This is a genomic window from Mesorhizobium sp. GW821-FHT04C10, assembly GCF_059420305.1.
This window is the reverse complement of the sequence record NZ_JBWKTL010000001.1, coordinates 2,791,334-2,807,264: the sequence shown is the minus strand read 5'-3', so window position 1 is coordinate 2,807,264 and position 15,931 is coordinate 2,791,334. Positions and strand designations below refer to the sequence as shown.

General features: G+C 59.2%; 14 protein-coding genes. 4 read left to right on the top strand and 10 right to left on the bottom strand.

Translation table 11 applies throughout. The features are described from left to right. Window positions 1–80: 80 nt before the first annotated feature. The 5 genes from AC07UC_RS13595 to AC07UC_RS13575 form a co-directional block, all read right to left on the bottom strand. Window positions 81–1,355: an extracellular solute-binding protein gene (locus AC07UC_RS13595; RefSeq protein WP_494906235.1), complete on the bottom strand. Its 1,275-nt coding sequence runs from the start codon at window positions 1,353–1,355 to the stop codon at window positions 81–83. A 70-nt stretch (window positions 1,356–1,425) separates the two neighbouring features. Next, on the bottom strand, window positions 1,426–2,667 hold the full coding sequence (locus AC07UC_RS13590) for an extracellular solute-binding protein (RefSeq protein WP_494906233.1): 1,242 nt from the start codon (window positions 2,665–2,667) through the stop codon (window positions 1,426–1,428). Between the two features lie 141 nt (window positions 2,668–2,808). Further along, complete coding sequence (locus AC07UC_RS13585; protein WP_494906231.1) at window positions 2,809–3,621, bottom strand: carbohydrate ABC transporter permease; 813 nt, start codon at window positions 3,619–3,621, stop codon at window positions 2,809–2,811. 20 nt (window positions 3,622–3,641) lie between these two features. Then, a complete protein-coding gene (locus AC07UC_RS13580; RefSeq protein WP_494906229.1) occupies window positions 3,642–4,568 on the bottom strand; it encodes a carbohydrate ABC transporter permease in 927 nt (308 codons plus the stop codon). Then, window positions 4,568–5,734, bottom strand: coding sequence for an ABC transporter ATP-binding protein (locus tag AC07UC_RS13575; protein ID WP_494906227.1), 1,167 nt, complete (start codon window positions 5,732–5,734; stop codon window positions 4,568–4,570). The genes AC07UC_RS13580 and AC07UC_RS13575 overlap by 1 nt, the downstream gene beginning before the upstream one ends. Before the next feature lie 212 nt (window positions 5,735–5,946). Between AC07UC_RS13575 and phnF the strand changes: the two genes are divergently transcribed. Next, window positions 5,947–6,666, top strand: coding sequence for a phosphonate metabolism transcriptional regulator PhnF (phnF, locus tag AC07UC_RS13570; RefSeq protein WP_494906226.1), 720 nt, complete (start codon window positions 5,947–5,949; stop codon window positions 6,664–6,666). Between the two features lie 23 nt (window positions 6,667–6,689). On the opposite strand, the gene AC07UC_RS13565 is transcribed toward phnF, so the two are convergent. The 4 genes from AC07UC_RS13565 to AC07UC_RS13550 are packed head-to-tail and all read right to left on the bottom strand — an operon-like array spanning window position 6,690 to window position 11,199. Next, window positions 6,690–7,736, bottom strand: coding sequence for a threonine aldolase family protein (locus AC07UC_RS13565; protein ID WP_494906224.1), 1,047 nt, complete (start codon window positions 7,734–7,736; stop codon window positions 6,690–6,692). A 9-nt stretch (window positions 7,737–7,745) separates the two neighbouring features. Further along, the gene (gene phnY / locus AC07UC_RS13560; protein WP_494906223.1) at window positions 7,746–9,203 is read right to left on the bottom strand and encodes a phosphonoacetaldehyde dehydrogenase; all 1,458 of its coding nucleotides are present in this window, start codon (window positions 9,201–9,203) and stop codon (window positions 7,746–7,748) included. 9 nt (window positions 9,204–9,212) lie between these two features. After that, window positions 9,213–10,475, bottom strand: a complete 1,263-nt coding sequence (phnA, locus tag AC07UC_RS13555) for a phosphonoacetate hydrolase (RefSeq protein WP_494908930.1) — start codon at window positions 10,473–10,475, stop codon at window positions 9,213–9,215. A 37-nt stretch (window positions 10,476–10,512) separates the two neighbouring features. Further along, window positions 10,513–11,199, bottom strand: coding sequence for an FCD domain-containing protein (locus tag AC07UC_RS13550; RefSeq protein WP_494906222.1), 687 nt, complete (start codon window positions 11,197–11,199; stop codon window positions 10,513–10,515). 106 nt (window positions 11,200–11,305) lie between these two features. On the opposite strand from AC07UC_RS13550, the gene AC07UC_RS13545 reads away from it, so the two are divergent. From AC07UC_RS13545 to AC07UC_RS13535, 3 genes are read left to right on the top strand one after another with little or no spacing between them, the layout of a single operon-like run. Continuing rightward, window positions 11,306–12,508: a glycine C-acetyltransferase gene (locus tag AC07UC_RS13545; protein ID WP_494906221.1), complete on the top strand. Its 1,203-nt coding sequence runs from the start codon at window positions 11,306–11,308 to the stop codon at window positions 12,506–12,508. 20 nt (window positions 12,509–12,528) lie between these two features. Beyond that, complete coding sequence (gene tdh, locus AC07UC_RS13540; RefSeq protein WP_494906219.1) at window positions 12,529–13,557, top strand: L-threonine 3-dehydrogenase; 1,029 nt, start codon at window positions 12,529–12,531, stop codon at window positions 13,555–13,557. A gap of 54 nt (window positions 13,558–13,611) precedes the next feature. Then, the gene (locus AC07UC_RS13535; protein ID WP_494906218.1) at window positions 13,612–15,231 is read left to right on the top strand and encodes a Na/Pi cotransporter family protein; all 1,620 of its coding nucleotides are present in this window, start codon (window positions 13,612–13,614) and stop codon (window positions 15,229–15,231) included. A 233-nt stretch (window positions 15,232–15,464) separates the two neighbouring features. Here AC07UC_RS13535 and AC07UC_RS13530 read toward each other — a convergent pair whose 3' ends face one another. Then, on the bottom strand, window positions 15,465–15,899 hold the full coding sequence (locus tag AC07UC_RS13530) for a GNAT family N-acetyltransferase (RefSeq protein ID WP_494906217.1): 435 nt from the start codon (window positions 15,897–15,899) through the stop codon (window positions 15,465–15,467). Between the last annotated feature and the right edge of the window lie 32 nt (window positions 15,900–15,931).

Below are 15,931 nucleotides of genomic sequence, written 5' to 3'. Positions count from 1 at the left end.
GAGGTTCTACCCAACGGTATTCGGCGGCTGTTACGAAGGCTCGATGCGCGGTTCCTCGCCGAGCCTCCGTAATTAGCTTTCTAAAGAAGATTCTCGATCGCCTTCCGCAGGTCGATCAGCGCCTGTTCGGGCGTCAGCTTCAGGGACGACACCGCCTGCATCGTGTCCTCGATCGTCTTGTCAATCTTGGCTGAGTTCTGCCCCGGGAAAGCGTACCAGGCAGATGCTCTGCCTATGCTGTCGAGCGCAGGTTTCAGATTTGGTTGTGCGTCGAGAAAGGCCTTAAGCGTCGCGTCCTTTTTGATCGCCGCGGAATTGGTGGGCAGATAGGACGTGTTCTGTGCGACCAAGAGCTGACCCGCCGGCCCGGTCAAGAACTTCATGAAGCGCCAGGCAGCCTGCTGCTGCTTCGGATTTTTCGTCAACATGATCGCCGCTATGCCTGCGGCCGGTACGCGTCCTGCGGGATCCGGTACCGGCAAGGCAGAAACGCCAAGCTTGAACTTGCCTGCGATCTCCTGCGTGTGTTTCGAGAGCAAGCTGCTGGAGTCGGTGAACACGCCGATCGTCCCGCTGACGAAAGCCTGACGGGACTGCGGCGTGGTCATCGCATTAGTCGATTGCCCCGCTTCGCCGAACGCTCGCAGGAGATCGAAAGTGGCCTTCCCGGCCGGCCCGTCAAATGTGAGGTCGGTGTCACCCACGCTCATCAGGCGGCCACCATGCGACTCGACCAGAGCTTGAAAGGTAGCCGCATTCGCCCGGATGAATCCGCCCAGGACTTCGGGATGGCGTTTCCGTATCTCGACCACCAGCCGGACGATGTCTTTCCACGCGCTCGGAAACGGCTTATCGCCCTCGATCTCGCGGACGATGTCGGCATTGTAGTACAGCATGGGAAACGAGAAGCCGACGCCGAGCCCGTAGGTGGTGCCGTTGAGTTTGGCGCTGTCGGCGACGGAAGCTGAATAGGCGCCGGCCTGCCAGTCGGCATCCTTAGCGATGATGGGATCGAGCGGCACAGCGAGGTTCCGGTCGACTACCGTCCTTATATAATTATATCCTTGAAAGGTAATGTCGGGAATATTGCCGACGACCGCCTGCCGGAGCAGTTCCTGTATCATTTCCGGCTGCTCACCTGGCGCGACCTCCAGCACCACGTCTATATCCGGATTGGCTGCCTCAAACTTCTTCACCGCCTCCTCAAACATCGGCTTGAAGATCGAGATCGCCTGGCCGACACGCAGCGTCGTCTTCTCCGCTGAGGCCGGTGAGGTCATCAGTGAGAGGGCGGCGAAGCCCCCCAGAAGTGCATTTCGCATATAGGACATTCCTGCACCTTTCAGTATGGCCATGAACGCCGAGGCACGATCGAATATCGCGTGGCCGGCGGAAACGCGCGGTCTACAATGGGACTGAACCTGCCTATTTCAGGTATTGCGCGACCTTGGCTTGCAAGGTCTGCAGCGCTGTCGACGGCTCTTCGCGCAACGTCACGACTCGATCCATCGTGTCGTTGATCTCCTTGTCGATCCGCGCAGAGTTGGGTCCTGGAAACGCGTACCAAGCTGATGCGAACGGAACCGTGTCGATCGCGGCTTGCATTTTCGGCTGCTTCTCGAGCGCCGCCTTCAGCGCATCGCTGCGGTCGATCGCCACAACGTTTGTCGGCACATAGGACGTGTTTGCAACGACCCCGACCTGACCCTCGGCTTCGACCAGGAACTTCATGAAGCGCCATGCCGCTTTCTGGCGTTCGGCATCCTTGGCGAGCATCAGTGCGGCGATACCCGCCGCCGGAATCTTGCCCCTTTCGGAGATTGGAAAGCGCGCGACTCCGAGATTGAACTTTCCGGCGACCTCGCCCTCAAGCCGCGATAGCACGCTACTTGCGTCGGTCACGAAGCCGACATTGCCAGCGACGAACGCCTGGCGAGCCTGATCGCGACTCATTGGCGTCAGGCCCTGACCAAACTTGCCGAACCTCTCCAGAAGCTCGAAAGCATGAAGCCCTTCCGGACCGCCGAAATCGGGCGCGTTGGTGGCGGGATCCGCCAATCTCCCCCCCTCGCCGTTCAGGAGCGCCTGGAAGACCCAGGAGTCCGGGCGGATGTACCCGCCAACAACTTCCGGATTCTTCTGATGTAACTGCTCGCCGAGGGCGATCAGGCCGTCCCAGGTCGTCGGGAAGGGCTTGCCGCCCAGCACATCCCCAACCAGCTGCTTGTTGTAGTAGACTACCAGGAAAGAATAGGCGACGCCGAGGCCATAGACCTTGCCGTGCACTTTGGAGGCGACGTTGCCAGAGATCTCGGTCTCGCTCCACTCGCGGTCGCTCGAGAGAAAACTGTCCAGCGGGACGGCGAGATCACGATCGGCGACTGTCTGGATGAAGTTATAACCCTGGAACGTGACGTCGGGCAGTTCGCCGATCAGCGACTTGCGCAGAAGATCTTGGATCATATCTCCCTGGTCACCGGCCGGTACATCCAGAGTGACCTTGATGTCGGGGTTCTTTGCCTCAAAATCTCGAACGAAAGTCTCGAACATCGGCTTGAAAATGGCCGGCGTCGCAGAGACCGTCAGTTTGGTCTCTGCATTTGCATTGCCAGCCCAAAGCGCAAATGAGAATAGACTTGCTCCTAGTAGAATCAGTGTCTGCTTCATGGGGTTGTCCTTCACGAGGTTAGATGCTGAACGGCCGGGGTTTGGGTGCCTCCGAACTCCGGCCACTTTTCTTGTTGGTCGAGATGAAGCGTCGCTCCTCAGTCGACCGGATATGCGCTTACGGCCGCAGCCGCTGCTCCTTCATTTCAGTCCGCTGACGGTCAGACCTTCGATGAAGCGACGTTGTGCGATCAGGAATGCAATCAACAGCGGCGCCACGATCAGCGTGGCCGCGGCCATCAACGGTCCATAGGAGTTCCCAGCTTCCTCGCTTCGAAACAGCATTATGCCTGCCGGCGGGGTCAGCAGTTGCTGGTCCTGGATGAAGATGAGCGGTAAGAACAGGTCGTTCCAGCGACTCACGACCGACAGTATTCCGAATGCGATGACGGCAGACATCGATGAAGGGATCATGATCCGCCACACGATTGACAGCTCGCTCATGCCGTCAAGTCGGGCGGCGTGGATGAGGTCGTCGGGAACTGCCTTGAAGAACTGTCGCAACAGGAAGATCCCGAAAGGGGATATAACACCCGGCAGGATGAGCGCCGAGTACGTGTTCAGCACGCCGATCTTGTTGAACATGATGAACAGCGGAATCGCCAGGACCTGGTAAGGGATCAACAGCCCGATCAGCACGAGACCGAAGATCAAGTCGCGGCCGCGGAACTCCAGCTTTGCGAGCGCGTAGGCGGCGGGCGCAGCGATGGCGATCTGGATGAAGAGCACGACAAAGCATATGAAGGCTCCATTCGCCATGAAGCGCAGCAGCGGCACGTCGCTCAGCGCGCGACCGTAGTTCTCGGCGAGATAGAGTGTCGAAGGCAGCAGGCTGATCTGCTGCTGGAACGCCTCCTGCGGCGATTTCAGCGACAGGCTTATCATCCATATGAAGGGAAGCAGGATGAATGCGCTCGTTCCCAATAGGACGGCGTGCCGCGAGGCGAGGTTCACGAAGGACAGATTGCGCGTGCTCATGAGTAGTGAATCCGTCTGTCCAGGATCTTCGCCTGGAGGAAGATGATGGCTATGACGATCAAGAGGAAAACCACGGTCATCGCTGAGCCATAGCCCGTGCGGAAATATTGGAAGCTCTCGACGTAGAGTGTGTGGAGCAGGAGTTCAGAGGCATTGCCAGGGCCACCTTCCGTGAGCACTGTGACAGTGTCGAAGGTCTCGAGCGCCTTCAGCGTGATGACGATCAGCAGAAACATGGCAACCGGACCGAGCATCGGCAGCGTCACAAAGCGCAGGCGGTCGAGCGGATGGTCGACGCCGTCAATTTCGGCCGCCTGATAGAGATCGCCTGGGATTGCCTTCAGCCCGGCCAGGAACAGAACCATCGCATAGCCGAGGTGCTGCCAGACACCGATCACGCAGAGCGTGACGAGCACAAGGTTGGGATCGTGCAGGAAGTTCCAGCGCCCCAGCCCCAACATCTCCACCAGGCGGGTGATGAGCCCGATCGTGGGATGTAGCAGCGCCTCCCATGCGATCGCCATTGCCGCCAGGGTAGCCATGACAGGTAAGAAGTGGATCGCGCGGTAGAAGGCTTGGAAGCGCTTGTCCGCCTCGATGACCAGCGCCACGAAGAGGCCAAGCGCCAGGACGGTCGGAACGACAACCAGGACATATATGAACGTGTTCGCGAGCGACGCACGGAAGACGGGGTCACTGAAGAGTTCAACGAAATTCGCCAGCCCAATGAAAGAGAAGCTCGGCGCGCCAAACTGCCAGTCCGTTACCGAGAGGACAAAGACTGCGAGCGATGGTGCAATGAGCAGGACGATCAGGAGCACGAAGGCGGGAGCCACGAGGGCGTAGCCCGACATCGATCCAAATGTCTCCACCACGGTGAAACGCTTGACTGCGGCGGCTTGATTATTGACGATGGTAGCCATCAGCCTGTCACCTGTTTCAGGATGCTTGCCGTCCATCGTGGTCGTACCCGATTGCCGTCCGCATCGAAGATCAGCATGTCCTCGCGCGGAAAGCCGAGGCGGACCATCGAGCCGTTCGAAAGCCTAGCGACTTGCGCCGGCGCGGCGCGCGCGATGACTGTGGTCACGCGGTCGACCAGTGTCGCATGCACGAAAGCGTCGGATCCGAGGCTCTCGACGTAACTCACCCTGGCGAGCAGCCCGTCCTCATTCTCCGGAAGTATCTTCAGCGCCTCCGGCCTCACCGCGACGGTCACAGCCGCCCCGTCAGGCAGAGGGAGCTGCCAGGAACCGACGACCTTCGTGTCAAGCACCTCTATCTCAGCCCTACCCGCGACAATCGCCGGAATGGCATTGATCTGCGGGCTGCCGATGAACTTGGCGACCTCCAGGTTGTCGGGATCATTGTAGACCTCCTGCGGGCGCGCGAGTTGGAGGATGTCGCCCGACCTCATCACCGCGACGCGGTCCGACATCGTCATGGCCTCCGCCTGGTCGTGCGTCACATAAATGAAAGTTGTGCCGAGCTTGCGATGGAGATTGGTGATCTCCTCGCGCATCTGTACCCGAAGCTTGGCGTCGAGATTGGACAGCGGCTCGTCCATGAGAAACACGTCGGGCTGCCTCACCATCGCTCGTCCCAGCGCGACGCGTTGGCGCTGACCACCAGACATCTGCGAGGGCTTGCGCCGCAGCATAGGCTCCAGGCCAAGTGTCTGGGCGACCGATCTTACGTCAGCAGCGATGGCAGATCGGGTCGCGCGAGAACCAGGCATCCATCTGCCCACGATTGGCAGGCGCTGCATTGGCGTCAGGCGACGCATCACCAGCGGCAACGCGATGTTTTCCTCGACGGTCATGTACGGGTAAAGAGCGTAAGATTGAAAAACCATCGCGACATTGCGCAACTTCGGCCGCACGGAATCGACCACATTCCCGGCGATTGAGATCGAACCGGAGGTCTGGCGCTCGAGGCCAGCGATGATCCGGAGCAAGGTCGATTTCCCGCAGCCCGACGGCCCCACCAATGTGAGAAACTCACCGTCCCTGATATCGAGCGAGATCCTGTTCAGGACGGAGAGATTTCCGAACGACTTTGTGATTTCTTCCGCTGTGACTGTAGCCATCTGGGTTCCCCATTGTTTCTTTTTAGTCGGTCCTGGCCGCTTCCGTCATCGTCACGCCGTCCGCTGAGGAGCGTCAAGAGTCGATTGTTATATAACTCTATTACTCTATAACATATGACTTGCGTATGACGGTAGAGTCCGGTTAGCAAGTTTCTTGCCTACGAAGGCGCCTCGCAATTCTGATTCGGGAGGAAACTCTGAACCGCGACGGATTGGATCTCTGGCGACAGGTTAGCAGCACGATCGCAGAGGAAATCGGCAAAGGTGGCTTCGCTGTCGGCGAGAGGCTGCCTGCGAGCACCTCGCTTGCGGCACGCTTTGGTGTCCACCAGCATACGGTCCTGAAGGCAATTTCCCATCTTCAGTCCGAGGGCATCGTTCGGGTTGAAAGGGGCAGAGGTACGTTCGTAACCGAACAACCCATCGGCTTTCGCCTCGGCGCCAGGACGTGGTTCGAACAGAACCTGCTCGAAAGCAATCACGCCCCTTCGCGGAAAGTCCTCTCTGTTACACGCCTGCCGGCCCCGCCTGATCTCAGCAGGGCGCTGAAGATTGAAACGGGGTCCGAATTGCTCCTGGCGACTTTGATCGGTGAGGCCGACACGGTGCCAGTGTATCTCGGAAAGCACTTCTTTCCCGTCTCGCGGATGCCGGGCATTCAACGGATTTTCCAGGAACTCGGTAGTGAAGCGTCCGACCAAGTTATTTTCAGCAACATTCTCGGGAAAGCCGGCTTCAACGATTTCCGCCGGCAAAATGTCCGCATTCGGGCAAGGCTTCCCGATTCCAATGAGGCTCATCATCTGCGGATCGGCCGAAGCGTGCCTTTGGTCGAAACAATCATAACGCTCGTGGACCCCGAAGGTATTCCACTCGTTCACGCGTTCGCCGCCTATTGCAGCGACCGCATCGAACTCGTGCTCGATATCTGAGCGGATACCCTCAAGGAGCGCGCTCAAGAACCGCACTCCCGTACAGTATCGCAGATCGAGGCAACGGCACTTGTTATATCGGCATCGCCGATCGCAGCATGTGTGACAAAACGTATCCTGCCTTTTCCATAGGGCGAGGCGTTGACGTCTTTTGCCCGGAGCGCTTTTAGGACAGTGTTCGCCCATGCTTCCGCGGGACCGGCCATCATGACGATGTTCGTCTGGGGACGGTTCACCGCAATTGTGGAGGGAAGCTGGTCGGCGAGCAACTCCGCCAGCCGCGCGGCACGCAAATGATCGGCCTCGAGTCTGTGCCGAAAGTTCCGGACTGCGGCGCGCGCTCCGGCGGCGAACATCCCCACGGGCCGCCACCAGCCGCCAAACATCTTCCGCACCCGAGCGGCTTCTTCAATGAAGTCCTTTTTCCCGAGTATCACGGCTCCTGTCGGGGCGCCGACTGCCTTGTTCAGGTTCACTGAAAGGCTGGAAGCGCCGAAGACGAGCGAGGACGGTGCGGCTTGAGTTGCGACTGCAGCGTTCCAAATTCTGGCGCCATCCATATGAACCGGAACGCCGGCGCTCTCACAAAGCGTCCCAACTTGCTGAACCCAACCTGCCGGCGAAACCGTGCCGCCGGCATGATTGTGTGTGTTCTCAAGCCACACCAGCGCGACCTGTCGGTCTATCGATGATCTTGGCGTGCTGCCCAGTGCCGCACGAACCAATTCCTCGGAAAGATGGCCATCCACGCCCTCGACGCCGCGAACGACCGCCCCGCTCAGGCCGGCCGTCGACGCGGACTCGTTGATCGCGACATGGGCCTCCTTGTCGGCAATGATGACCTGCCCGGCAGAACACCAGATGCGAACGGCGATCTGATTGGCCATCGTGCCCGTGGGTACGAAGAGCGCGTCCTCAAACCCAAAAAGCTGTGCCAGATCTTCTTCGAGAGCTCGTTGGTTGACATCCTCACCATGGGCGAAACCGCGGGGATCGGAAGCAGCGTCGACCATCGCGCTCAACACATCGGGAGACCAGCCGCCTAGGATGTCGCTGCGTAGATCAATCATAGGCAGGCCTCATTGCCATGGAGTGGAGTAAGTCTTCTTGTTCGTATAGGCGGCCATCGCTTCCTGGACGCCCTCCTTGTAACCAAGGCCCGAATCCTTGATGCCGCCGAAGGGAGAAATCTCCAGCCGATAGCCCGGAACCTCGTCCACATTCACCGTTCCGACCTCGAGTTCGCTAATAAAGCGCGCCGCGTAGTCGAGGCGATTCGTGCATATCCCCGAAGACAACCCGTAGGCGGTAGAGTTCGATATCCGGATCACTTCGCCTATGTCGTTGGGACAGCGGATGATCGGGATGACAGGTCCAAAGGTCTCTTCGTGCACGAGTTCGCAATCGTAGGGAACATGATCGACCACGGTTGGGGGGAAGAGTGCGCCCTGCCTGCCTGCGCCGTGCAAAACAACCGCACCCAACTCAACGGCCTCGCTGACGCGTCGCTCAAACAACTGCGCGGACCGCTCATTGATAACGGTTCCGACGTCGGTCTCCGGGGCCATTGGGTCGCCGCACCGCAGGGTCTTCGCCTTTGCAACCACTTTCTCGGCGAAATGATCCGCCACTGTATTGACCACGAGAATCCGCTTGACCGCGGTGCATCGCTGTCCGGAGTTCCTGGTCGCACCGGTAACCGCCAGTTCCGCCGCGCGATCGAGATCGGCGTCCTCCATGACAATCAGAGGATCATTGCCGCCAAGTTCAAGGATGACGCGCTTGTATCCAGCGGTCCGAGCAATATATTTGCCGACGCGAACCGAGCCGGTGAAGGTGACTAGGTCGGCGTCCGGATCGGTGATCATGGCATCTCCCATCCGGGCTGGATTTCCGGTGACGACCGACAGCATTTCGGGAGGCAGGCCGGCTTCATAGAGGATGTCCGCCAGAGCCAGCGCGGTGAGAGGTGTCAACTCCGTGGGCTTCAGCACCACCCGGTTGTTAGTTGCAATTGCCGGCGCAATCTTATGAGATACCATGTTGAGCGGATGATTGAACGGCGTGATGGCTGAGATCACGCCGAGCAGAGGGGTCCGCGCGGTATAGATCTTGCGCGCCTTTCCGTTGGGGCTGATGTCACAGGAAAAAATCTCGCCATCGTCGCGCACGGCAAGCTGGGCGGCGAATGAGTAGACGTCGTAGGCCCTACTGACCTCATATGTGGAATCCTTCCAACTGAGGCCGGACTCCGCCGTTATGATGCCGGCGATCTCGTTGGCCCGCGCCGTCAGGAGTTCGGCAGTCCTGAACAGTATCTGCTGGCGTTCGTAGCGGGTCAGCTTGGACTTGAAGGATCGCGCCTTTTCGAAGGCCTCCCTGACGTGTTCCGGACGTGCCGACGGGACGGTGCCGACGACCTTGTTGGTGTAGGGATTGACGACATCAATCGTCTCGTCGGTGGTGACGGCGCGACCGGCAACGCGCATGGTTTCTCGACGGAAAGCCGGGGAAGTCGGCTGGTTCATACCATCCATGGCCATTTCTCAGTTGACGCGGTTCAGTGCCAAGTCGAAGATGTCGAAGTTGCGCAGCGAATGCCCCGCTTGCATCTCGGTCTTCCTGTTCAGAATCATCGGGACAGTTTGCTCCGTGAGACCGCCATGGGACCGCAGCGGACCCGACAGACCGCTGAGATCATGGCGGTCGGGGCTAGTTCCGATGACCTTATGCCTGGAAGAAATGGCGACGATGTCGCCGATGCGGTCTGCCGGCAACTCGAAACGAGCGCAAGCCTCTGCACGTGACACAGCAAGCTCAATGCCGCCGACCTCGGCGAGATCGCTTAGAATTTGCCGCTCGTCGCAGCCTTTTGGCAGGTAAATCGTGGCGAACGAACCGAGCGCGCCGTGATGACCTACGTAAGGATCGGTTATGGGAAGGATAACTCGTGCCCTGCCTTTCCCCAGGCGGTCATCGAACCAATCCTGAAGGTAAACAACGTCAGGTCCTCCGTCGGGAAGGTGTTTGTCGTTCATGCCGTGGTCTGCCGTAAGCGCCAGGACACAACCCAGAGCATCGAGTTGCCCGACGTAACGGTCTATCATAGCGTAGAAGGAGTTCGCCTCCTTCGACCCGGGTGCCGCTTTGTGTTGGACGTAGTCGGTGGTCGAAAGATACATAAGATCGGGGCGAATTGCCTGCAGCAGTCTGACGCCTGCCGCGAAAACGAATTCAGACAGATCCGCGGAGTAGACTTCCGGCAACGGCAAACCAACGAAGCTCAGCACGTCGGCTGCGCCGTTTCTGGCAACGGTCGCCTGGTCCGCTTTTTCCGCGGAGAAGGCGACCGCTCGACCGGTCGAAAAGTCGAGCCCGTGTCCGAGCAAGGCACACAGCTTGTCTTTGGCCGTCACAACAGCCACCTTGGCGCCCGCTTCGTGAAAGGCCTTCATGATAGTATCGGCCCGCATGAAGCGTGCGTCGTTCATCATGATCTCTTTGCCCGAATCCGCATCGTAAAAGTAGTTGCCGGCAATGCCATGCACAGCGGGCGGGCGACCGGTAATGATCGAGATGTTGTTCGGGTTGGTGAAGCTCGGGATGACGCTCGTGGCGGAAAGGCTTGAGCCGGTTTTCATAAGGCGCTCGATATTCGGCACCAGATTTTGATCCATTGCCTTGCTGATATAGTCCGGCTCGGACCCGTCGATACAAATTGCGACTACTGGAATGGATGGCCAAGAATATTTTCTGCCATTAGCCTGGACGATCTTCGTGCCGGGCTTCGTATCGACATTTACAAGCATGATGGACGTCTTCTCGTTGATACCCATGTTGGAGCGTTTAGCCAGCCACTTGCTGGGTCGCGTGCATGCGACGCCGGCTGGCCTCCACATGATCGACCATGGCTCGATTTGCGGCTTCGGGATCACCAGTTTCAATCGCGGCAACGATTTTGCGGTGCTCGCCCAAGGAAATGGACAGCGTTTCGCTTCGAGCAAGCGTCGTGTGCCTGAACATCGTCAGTGTCATCACGAGGCTCGAATAAATTTCCTTCAACCTCTTATTGCCCGTTAGACCAACGACGCACTGATGAAAGCGGAAATTCAATTCGGAATACTTCCGGACATCCATATCCGCGCTCGCCAGCTCCATGTCCGCGATGATGGCGCGTAGAATGTTTCGTTCGGCATCCGTCACTTGGGCGGCCACGATTTGCCCAGCCAGTCCTTCCAGCGCAGAGCGAACGGCATACGCATCGTCGGCCTCCTCAATCGTCACGTGACGGACAAAGACCCCTCGGTTTTTTTCGACGCGAACGAGTCCCTGCTCTTCCAAGGCGCGAAAAGCCTCCCGGATAGGACCACGGCTCACCCCGAGTCGATCAGCCATTTCGGCTTCGCCCAGGCGCTCTCCAGGCCGCAATTCACCGGAAAGGATCAGTCTTTCCATTTCGGTTTGCGCGAGGGACGCAAGCGAGTGGGCGCGCATCAGCGCAATCGGGTTTGGGAGGGCGTTTTCAGTTTCCATGATCTTTATTCAGCATCAATTTTCCAGATTGTCAACAACATACAACATGGAATATGGAAAAGACAACATGTGACATGGAAACAGGCGTGGCGAGGAGACAGTCGACGTGCATGAGCAGTTTCTCTCATTCGTGGGGACCAAGCTTGCCGAGATGGATACCGAGGGCCTGCGCAAGCACGAACGGCCACTCGTCGGGCCACAAGGGGGGCGGATTAATGTCCTGTCCGACAGTGGCCGCAGGGATGCCGTCAATCTCTGCGCGAACAACTACCTCGGTCTCGCGAACCACCCGGAGATCATCTCAGCTGCTCATGCCGCGCTCGAAAGGTTTGGCTTTGGCATGGCTTCGGTGCGCTTTATCTGCGGCACGCAAACATTGCATCGGGAGCTTGAACAATCGATCGCACGATACCTGTGCAAGGACGATGCGATCCTTTTCGCAGCCTGCTTCGACGCGAACGGCGGAGTGTTCGAGCCGTTGCTCGGCGCAGAGGACGCGATCATTTCTGATGCGCTCAATCACGCATCGATCATCGATGGCATCCGGCTCTGCAGGGCAAAGCGCTATCGCTACACCAACGGCGACATCGACGAACTCGTTGACCGCCTCAAGGAGGCTGATGCTGGCGGCGCGCGTTTCAAGTTGATCGTCACTGACGGCGTCTTCTCAATGGATGGCTATGTCGCGAATCTCCCCGCCATCTGCGAGGTGGCAGATCGCTATGGGGCTCTCGTGATGGTCGATGATTGCCATGCGACGGGCCATCTTGGCCACGAAGGTCGTGGAACGCCGACGCTGACCGGCGTTGGGCAGCGCGTCGATATCGTAACGGGAACCTTGGGAAAAAGTTTAGGCGGCGCAATGGGCGGCTTCGTTGCCGCCGCGCAACCCATTGTCGATCTGCTGCGGCAACGCGCGCGGCCCTATCTCTTCTCCAACAGCCTTGCCCCGGCGATCACCGCTGGGTCCATCAAGGCGATCGAGATAGCGGAAAAGGCGGATGGCCGGCGGGCAAAGCTGGCAGCTCACGCAAGACGTTTCCGTGCCGGTCTCGAAAAGGCAGGCTTCGAACTACTCCCCGGCGAGACGCCAATCATTCCCGTGATGCTTCACGAGGCACAGCTTGCTCAGAAGATGGGCGCGGCACTGGACGAACGCGGCGTCTATGTTGCCGGCTTCTTCTATCCTGTCGTGCCGCGCGGCAAGGCTCGCATCAGGACACAGATGTCGGCAGCGCTGACAGAGGCGGATGTCGATTTCGCCATTGATGCCTTCAAGGACGCCGGCTTGGCGATCGGAATAATCTGATGATTGAAAGGGGCGTATTGATGCGAGCACTTGTGAAAGCCATGGCCGAGCCAGGACTCTGGCTGGATGAGCAGCCCATACCAGCGATCGGACCGGATGACGTGCTGATCAAAATCAACAAGACCGGGATCTGTGGCACCGACATCCATATCTATGCATGGGACGAATGGGCACGGCGTACCGTTCCTGTGCCGATGGTGGTGGGGCATGAATATGCCGGCGTGATCATCGAGATTGGCTCAAGCGTTCGCAACCTCAGGGTCGGCCAACGTGTATCCGGGGAAGGACACGTCATCGGCATGAATAGCCGCGCCGCCCGCGGCGGTCGCTTTCATCTCGATCCGGAAACGAGAGGTATTGGAGTGAACATACCAGGCGCGTTCGCCGAGTATCTCAGGCTGCCCGGCTTCAATGTCGTGCCGCTTCCCGACGATATCGATGATGAGCTCGGCGCCATCCTCGATCCGCTTGGCAACGCGGTCCACACCGCACTCTCATTCGATTTGATCGGTGAGGATGTGTTGATCACCGGTGCGGGACCGATCGGCATCATGAGCGCTGCGGTCGCCCGTCATGTCGGCGCCAGGCATGTGGTGATCACCGACATCAATCCGGCCCGACTGGCGCTGGCCGCTGAGGTTGCAGACGTGCTGCCGGTCAACGTTGCCGAGGAAGATCTCGGATCGGTCAAGGCGCGGCTTGGGATGAGGGAGGGCTTCGACATTGGGCTTGAAATGAGCGGCGCACCTGCCGCCTTCGATCAAATGGTCGATCACCTCGTCATGGGCGGCAGGATTGCCATGCTCGGCATCCCCGCACGGCCCGCGCCCGTCGACTGGACCAAGGTCGTCTTCAAGATGCTGACGGTAAAGGGTGTCTACGGTCGCGAGATGTTCGAGACCTGGCACAAGATGCTGTCCATGCTGCAAAGCGGCCTCGACGTCCGCAAGGTCATCACGCACCGGCTGCCGGTTCGAGACTATCAGCTGGGATTCGAAGCCATGCGGAGCGGCAATTCTGGAAAAGTCATTCTCGATTGGAACCCCTGAGATGAATTGGCCGACGCAGGTTCCAAGCCGAAAACCGACGTGAGTTGAAATGCCATGCTTGATCTTGTTGGTGCAGTAGCACTGCTGCTTTGGGGCCTTCGGATGGTAAAGACCGGCGTGAGCCGGGCGTTTGGCGCCCGACTGCGCCGCTGGATTGCTGCGGGTACTCGCAATCGGATGCTGGCGTTCGGCGTGGGCCTCGCAGCAACCATGGCGCTGCAGAGCAGCACGGCAACCGCTCTGATGACGGCCGCGTTCGCCGGCGGCGGCTTTATGAGTTCGGCGATGGCTCAGGCAATCATGCTCGGCGCCAATGTCGGCACAAGCTTTGTCACACGCATCCTTGCCTTCGACATTCATTGGCTGGCGCCACTGCTGGTCGCGGTTGGCTTCGTCATGTTCACTTTCAACGAAGCCAAGCCGCTCAAGGGCATCGCCCGCGCTGTGCTCGGCCTCGGCCTGATGCTGCTGTCATTGCGCTTGCTTGGCCAGGCGACCGAGCCGATGCGACATTCGCAGGTGCTGCTGGCACTGATGGCTTCCCTGGACGCCGTGCCGGTGCTTGCCGTCATCGTTGCGGCCGTACTTGCGATAGCCTCCTCGTCCAGCCTCGCGGTAGTGCTCCTTGCCATGTCGCTGGCCGCCAGCGGAACCGTCGGACCCGGACTCGGCATTGCTCTCGTCCTTGGCGCCAATCTCGGTGGGGCCGTGCCGCCGGTGATCGCCACCCTCGGTCACGGCCCATTCGCCCGACGCGTCACAGTCGGCAATCTCCTTGTCCGTCTCATTGGTTGCGGGATTGCGCTGCCCTTTGCCGGACAGGCCGCTCTCGCCTTACTGACCATCACCAACAGTCCCGCCCTGCTTGTCGTCGACGCCCATATCATCTTCAATCTGGTCCTCGCTGCGGTGATGTTGCCGTTGCTCGGCCCGTTCTCCTTGCTCATGCGCCGCATCTTGCCTGAGGCTGTTTTGCCCGATGACGGTCCCCGCCACCTCGATGCCGGCATTCTAGACAAGCCAACGATGGCGCTCGCAGCCGCCGCCCGCGAGACGCTGCGCATCGGTGATTGCGTGGCTTCCATGCTCGAAACCAATCTCGAAGCCCTGAGAAGGAATGACACCAGGCGCTGTGCCGGCATTGCAGCCATGGACGACGAGGTCGATCGTCTGAACAGCGCCGTAAAGCTCTATCTCGCCAAGCTCAACCGCACAGCCCTTGCCGAGAAAGACGAACAACGGTCGGCCGAGATCATCTCTTACGCCATCAACCTCGAGCACGTTGGCGACATTGTAGACCGGAATCTTCGCCAAATGGTCGAGAGGAAGATCAAGAGCCAGCTCACCTTCTCTGTCGAGGGCGCCGCAGAGATCGAGGCGTTCTACGTCGCCACGATCGAGAACCTGCGTATGGCCCAGAGTATCCTTGTCTCCGGCGATGAGAAGCTGGCTCGCCGCCTGGTCGAAGCTAAGCTGGAAATCCGGCATTTCGAAGAGCGTTCCGCCGCCAATCACATGAGCCGTTTGCGGGATGGCCAGGTCGAGAGCGTTCAAACCAGTTCGCTCCACCTCGACATCCTGCGTGACCTCAAACGCATCAACGCCCATATCGCCGCAATCGCCTATCCGATCCTCAAGCAGGCCGGCGTATTGCGGGAATCCCGTCTGGTTTAGCGATTGGCTGAACCGGGCCTGCTCCCAGACAGTCTACCGGGCGGCGATGCAACGCCACCAACGGTCACATCACCGACCTCGCCGGCGGCAATGGCAACTTACGACGTGAAGCACTTTCGAGGTACGCATCAACGACACTCGCTCGTCTGGGAATGATCAAAGGGCATGTGCTCAGGTCAGCAGTATCTGCTGCACCGGAATACCTTAGGCAGGGGCCGCCGGACCTTGAGCCGTCAGGCGGATTTCCTCATAAAATAGAGGCCCGGCAGCTTGTCCGTGAATCCCCATTTTTCATAGAAAGGCACCATGTCCTCCAGGCAATAGAGTTCCCGGTGCTTGACGTCGACGAGTGCCGGATCGTTCAGCACGGTCTCCATCAACAGGGCGCCCAATCCCGTGCCACGCCATGTCGCCTTGACGATGATGTCGAAGATCATCGCCTTGTAGACGCCGTCGGTGGTGGTGCGGGCGAATGCGACGAGATCGTCACCCTCGGGATCCACGAACGCGAACATCGGCCCACCCATTTGCAAGGCTCTTTCGGTGTCTGCCCGGGTTCGGCCCTTTGTCCACCATTCGGTCTGGAACAGGGCAACCAGTTGGTCGATCTGCGAGGATGTAAGCGACCGCTTCAGGACGAGCCGGCTTTTGTCTTGAGTGAGGGTCATGACGTTCCCAGTGAGCACTGTTGGTGAATTCC